Annotated in this window: 6 protein-coding genes and 1 pseudogene; 6 read left to right on the top strand and 1 reads right to left on the bottom strand. The window is 67.5% G+C overall.

Going from position 1 to position 5625, the window contains the following annotated elements; translation table 11 throughout:
- The 6 genes and pseudogenes from KBZ15_RS17350 to KBZ15_RS17375 all read left to right on the top strand — a co-directional run.
- On the top strand, positions 1-563 hold a 563-nt coding region (locus KBZ15_RS17350), incomplete at its 5' end, for a glutamine amidotransferase-related protein (protein WP_255016476.1).
- 97 nt (positions 564-660) lie between these two features.
- Positions 661-1260 (top strand): hypothetical protein, encoded by a 600-nt coding sequence (locus tag KBZ15_RS17355; protein WP_255016477.1) that lies wholly within the window; start codon positions 661-663, stop codon positions 1258-1260.
- A 97-nt stretch (positions 1261-1357) separates the two neighbouring features.
- Positions 1358-2044, top strand: a complete 687-nt coding sequence (locus KBZ15_RS17360) for a hypothetical protein (protein ID WP_255016478.1) — start codon at positions 1358-1360, stop codon at positions 2042-2044.
- 14 nt (positions 2045-2058) lie between these two features.
- Entirely contained in the window at positions 2059-4170 is a 2112-nt protein-coding gene (locus tag KBZ15_RS17365) for an alkaline phosphatase family protein (protein WP_255016480.1), read from the top strand.
- Positions 4171-4566: 396 nt separating this feature from the next.
- A pseudogene (locus KBZ15_RS18590) lies at positions 4567-4713 on the top strand (HigA family addiction module antitoxin); the annotation flags it as partial.
- Between the two features lie 108 nt (positions 4714-4821).
- A complete protein-coding gene (locus KBZ15_RS17375; protein ID WP_255016482.1) occupies positions 4822-5430 on the top strand; it encodes a 7-carboxy-7-deazaguanine synthase QueE in 609 nt (202 codons plus the stop codon).
- On the opposite strand, the gene KBZ15_RS17380 is transcribed toward KBZ15_RS17375, so the two are convergent.
- Positions 5431-5625, bottom strand: a 195-nt coding sequence (locus KBZ15_RS17380) for an ecotin family protein (RefSeq protein ID WP_255016481.1), incomplete at its 5' end; no start/stop codon positions are given.

Here is a 5625-nt window from a genome sequence, read left to right on the forward strand (position 1 = left end):
TGGTGCCCGGCGGCTTCGGCAACCGGGGCGTGGACGGCAAGGTGGCGGCGATCCGCTGGGCGCGGGAAGAGCGGGTGCCCTTCCTGGGCCTGTGCCTGGGCATGCAGTGCGCCGTGATCGAGTGGGCGCGCAACCAGGCGGGTCTGGAGGGGGCCACCAGCGCCGAGCTGGATGCCAACACGCCCCACCCGGTGATCCACCTACTGCCCGAGCAGCAGGACGTGGTGGATCTGGGCGGCACGATGCGCCTGGGCGTCTACCCCTGCCGCCTGGCTGCAGACACGATGGCTCACCGCCTCTATGGCGACGAGGTGGTGTATGAACGCCACCGCCATCGCTACGAATTCAATAACGCCTACCGCAGCCTATTCACCGAAGCGGGGTATACCATCAGCGGCACATCACCGGATAACCGGCTGGTGGAATTGATCGAGCTGCCAAGCCATCCTTTTTTCACCGCCTGCCAATACCACCCGGAATTCCTCTCCCGCCCCGGCAAGCCCCACCCCCTCTTCCGGGGATTGATCGAGGCGGCCCAGCAACGGGCCGGGGCTCCGAGCTGATCGTGCTCCCCCAGCCGGGATCTCAAGCGGGCACCAAGGCCCCCTAGATGTGTCGACTACCTGAGGGAGGAGGATCCCAGGGAGCCGCACAAACGCGATGATCACCATCGTCACTGGCTTGCCCCGCTCGGGTACCAGCCTGGCGATGCAGCTACTAGAGGCGGCCGGCATCCTGCCGTTCACGGATAGCTGCCGCAGCGCCGATGCCAGCAATCCACAGGGCTACTACGAGGCGGAGATCGTCAAAACCCTTCCCCAGGACAGTGCCTGGTTGGAGGAGGCAGAAGGCCGGGCCGTGAAGGTGATCCACCTGCTGCTGCCCAACCTGCCGCTGGGCCGTAACTACCGCGTGCTGGTGATGGAGCGAGACCTCGGCGCCGTACTGCGCTCACAGCAGCTGATGCTGGAGCGGCTGGGGCGGGCGGGGGCTGCATTGCCGGAGGAGCGACTGCGGCAGGTGTATGGGGCCCAGCTGGCACAGATGGAGGCCTGGCTGGCCGCGCGGCCCGAGCTGCCTCTGCTGCGGCTTGGCTTCGAGGCCTGCCTGGCGGATCCCCTCAACAGCGCCGGGCAGCTGTTGCGCTGGCTTGAGCTGCCGCACGAGCCCCCCGATCAGCAGCGGTTGGCCCGCTTGCTGAAGCAGCGCTCGCCACTGAGCCCATCAGGAAATTGTGACGAAGTGGGTCGGCGGTCTTGACTGAAAACAGGGGGGGGGGGGGGGTAATTTTGGCTTTTACATTAGTTAAATGGGAGATCTAAAGGCAAAACTATCTCGCCATTTAGCTTCATGCTCCGTGGCCGCGATTGCCACCTGCGCCGCTGTCGCACCAGATGCCAAGGCCGTGGTGATTTATTACGAGCCCAACGCTGGTGCCGGCTGGGCAATTCCTGCCACCAATGATGGCTTGTACATCAATGTGGAAACCCAAGCCACTAGCTCGACTGGTCCGGTTGCGGGCTGGGACATCAATCCCTACGGGGCCTCGTTTCTCAACTGGTTCAGGGCCACTGGTACCGGCATGCTGCGCTATCCGGGTGTGACCTCGGGACCTGCTGGCAATCTGGCCTTGGGCACGACCGTGGATTCCTCGGGGAGCTACAGCTCGGTGTCGGGGAGTGTCGTTGTTGGCTCCGCGCCGGGCAACTGGCAATTGGATGCCACCAATTACTTCGGCTTCCGGTTTCTAGCTTCTGACAACCAAACCCATTACGGCTGGGGCGCGATGCAGGTGGGATCAGCCATCACCACTCGCACGATCACAGCCATCGGCTGGGAAGATCAGGCCGGAGTGGCCATCCTGGTGGGTGACACCGGGGCACCCGTGCCTGGCCCTTCGCCCGCTTCCGTGCCCGGTCCGCTGCCCCTGTTTGGCGTTGCCGCGGCCTTCAGCTGGAGCCGCCGCCTGCGGCGCCGCACTCTCCAGGCCTCGAAGCAACCGGCACCGGCCACCACACTTACTTCGTGCAAACCCCCGGCTTGAGTCGAGCCGGGTTCTTGCTGCCCCCGCCGGGCTCAGGCCATCCTGGGCGCCTGCTGATTCTTGGCTGGGATGGCGCCGACTGGGACGTGCTCGATCCCCTGCTTGAGGCGGGGGCTCTTCCCCACCTGGCTGGCCTGCTGGCCCGGGGCTGCCGAGCGCCCCTGGCCAGCCTGGAACCGCGGCTTTCGCCCCTGCTCTGGACCAGTGCCGTCACCGGCGTCACCCCCGATCGCCATGGCGTGCTCAATTTCGTAGAGCCCTCCCCCGATGGCCAGGGTCTGCGGCTCGCCTCCTCCACCAGCCGCCGCTGCCGCGCCCTCTGGAACCTGCTGCAGCTCTGCGGGCTGCGCAGCCATGTCGTCAACTGGTATGCCACCCATCCGGCCGAGCCGATCAATGGGGTGGTGCTCAGCAATCAGTTTTTCCAGGCCAGCGAACCCCCGGCGCAGTCGCTGCATCCGGCTCTGCAGCACAGCGAGTGGCTGCAGGCCAGGCAGGCGGCGGTCGGCGCGGCGGCGGCCACCCGCGCCCGCATCCTCCCCGATCCGGCCCTACTACGGCAGCCGGAAGACAAGGCCCTCAGCCAGGCCCTTGGTGCGGCCGCCGAACGGGCTGAAACGATCCATCAGCTCTCCCTGCCGCTGGCCGCCCGCAACGACTGGGACGCCCTAATGGTGTTTCACGAGTGGATCGATGTGGCCGGCCACCACGCCATGGCCTACGCCCCTCCCCGTCAGCCGCACATCTCAACGCGGCAGCAGCGGCTGTTCGGTGGGGTGATCGAGGCGGTGTACCGCGAACAGGACCGCATGCTCGGCGAGCTGCTGGCGGCGGCGGGCGATCCCGGGCCCGATGGGGATCTCAATGTGATCCTGCTCTCCGATCACGGCTTCCACCACGGCGCCTCCCGCCCGAAGCTCAGCGGCGTCGCCCTTGGGGACGACCGCGCCGACCAGGAGGCCAGCTGGCACCGGCCCTTCGGCATCCTGGCCCTGGCCGGCCCCGGCATCCGCCCCGGCGCCCAGACGCCGGCCGCCTCCCTACTCGACATCACCCCCACCGCCCTGGCCCTGCTGGGGCTGCCGGCCGGAGCAGACATGGACGGCCGCGTGCTGCATGAACTGGTGCGGGCCGATCCGCTGGCGCCGATCCCCAGCTGGGAGCTGTTGAGCGGCGACGCCGGCGAACATCCCGCCGAGCAGCGGCTCGATCCGTTCGAGGCCCACGAGGCCGTGAAACAACTGATCGATCTCGGCTATCTGGCAGCCATGCCACCCGGCCAATCCGATCGGGTGGCCTTCGTGCGCCGCGAAACCGCCTTCAACTGCGCCGTGGTGCTCGCCCGCAGCGGCCAGGGCGCAGAAGCGATCCCCTGGCTGGAGCCTCTGGTGGAACAGCAACCCCGCCAACCCCGCTACGCCTTGCTGTTGGTGGAATGCCTGCTGGCCAGCGGCGAGCCCCGGGCCGCTTTGGGCAAGGCCGTGGCCTTCCTGCAGCGGCAGCCGCTCTGCGGTGCCATGCGCCTGCAGCAGCTGCAGGCCCTACTGGCCCTGAACCAACAAGAAGAAGCCCGCGAGCTACTGCCGCTGATCCGCCCAGGCAGCGCCACTGAGCACCTAAACCTGGCCGAAATCCATGCCCAGCTGCAGCAGCCGCAGGCGGCAGCCGAGCACTACCGGGCAGCCCTCGCCGACGCCGGCCTGGCAATCCCTGCCCACCTAGGCCTGGCCCGCCTGGCCCTGGCCGCCGGCCAGGCCGAACAGGCCGCCGAGCACTGCCTCGACGCCCAGGCCCTCAGCCTGCGGGTGCCGGAGGCCCACCTGCTACTCGCACTCTGTCTGGCCTGGCTTGAGATGCCCCAGGAGGCCGCGCTGAGCTGCGGCCATGCCCTTGCCCTGCACCCCCAAGGCCGCCCGGCGCTGCTGCTGCAGGCCGCCCTTGCCACCCCCAGCCGCGAGCAACTGGAATGCCTGCTCGTCCCCGAAGAGACGCGGTCCCCACACCAGCCTGAGCGCCTGCTGCCCGAGGTTCTTCACTGGATCCGCAATCGCACCGTTAGCAACACAGATAGCAGCACAGTTAGCAACACCGTTTTCCCCGCTCAGTCGAGCAGCGTGCTGGCTTGAGCGACATCGCCTGTCTTGATTACCCATAAGCCTCCGCGACCCTGAGATCGCGCTCCGTGAAAGGTATGCAGCAGCAGAACGCATTGGCGATGCGATCTGTCACCTCAACCATCGATTAGCGCCGGGTGTACTTGTCAAAATTGAAGGCACCAAAAGTGCCGCAGAAGCTGGTCAAGCCATCGGAAAGCACCTAACTGCAGGGCATCAAGTGGCCTTTGGCGCAGTCAGAGATCGCTTCTGAGCTAAAGCCAGTTACGGCTGTGATCCTGACGTGAATTGGATAACCAGCCTCTTTCATGGAGGCGGCTCTCCACCACTCCGCTGCCCAGATCGAAGGACCTGGATCTACCGGTCTATCGCCTGAATCTGCTCAAGGGGGCAGACAAGGGGCGGCAGGTGGCCGAGCGGTTGGGGGTTTCCGCTTATACGTTTCAGCGCCTCGCGGCAGGCAGAAGCAGCGTGACAACAGATATGGCGATGCGAATGTCGCGGGTGCTGGGGCGCAGTGCCGAAAGCTGGCTCGCCATGCAGGACAGCCACGACCTCTGGCAGGAGAATCGATGGGATCTCCCTGCTGGCCCCGGCGAACCCTTGACCCCTGCGCCCCAGCCACCGGCACCGAATCCGGCACCGCCCAGCCAGGCCCTGCCGGTGGTGGAAACCTTCCACTCCCTCCAGGGGGAAGGCATCCACGCCGGCCGCAGCGCCTTCTTCATCCGCCTGGCGGGCTGCGGCGTGGGCTGCAGCTGGTGCGACACCAAGCATTCCTGGGCCGCGGCGCCCCACCCCCTGCGCCCCCTGGCCGAGCTGGCCGCCGAAGCCGCCTCAGCTGCAGCAGCAGGGGCCGCCTTTGTGGTTATCACCGGCGGCGAACCCCTGCACCACGAGCTCACCGCCCTCTGCGCCGCCCTCGCCAGCCGCGGCCTGCACCTGCACCTGGAGACCAGCGGCGTCGATCCCCTGAGCGGCCGCTTCGACTGGATCACCCTCTCACCCAAATCCCACCGGCCGCCCACAACCGAGCTACTGGCGAGCTGCCACGAACTCAAGGTGGTGGTGCACGGGGTCGGCGATCTGGCCTTCGCCGAAGCCATGGCGGCAGCGGCGAAGGGCTTGCGCGCCGCTGGCAACCAGCCGGCGCTGCTGCTGCAGCCGGGCTGGGACTCGCAGAGCGGCGAGGCCCTGGCCACGGCCCACGTGCTGCGGCATCCCCAGTGGCGGCTCAGCCTCCAGAGCCACAAGTGGCTGGGGCTGCGCTGATCACTGCAGGCGAGCCGGCCGCTCCTGGACCTCGGCCTTCCACAGCCGCCAGCGCAGCTCCAGCGGCCGGGGCGCATCGACCACGATCGGTTGGCTGGCGTTGTAGGGCACCACAAAGGCCTTGCCAGCCATCGGCACAAAGGCGCGGCGCCGGGGCTGATCCGGCGGGCAGGCCATGCGGGTGGAGGCCAGCTG

It is taken from the genome of Cyanobium sp. BA20m-p-22 (genome assembly GCF_024346275.1).
In the GTDB taxonomy this organism is placed as follows: Bacteria; Cyanobacteriota; Cyanobacteriia; order PCC-6307; family Cyanobiaceae; genus Cyanobium_A.

Bases quoted from the DNA above. Each gene is read 5' to 3' on its own strand.
- KBZ15_RS17355 (WP_255016477.1), top strand. From the start codon at position 661: ATGATCACCATCGTCACTGGCTTGCCCCGCTCGGGTACCAGCCTGGCG.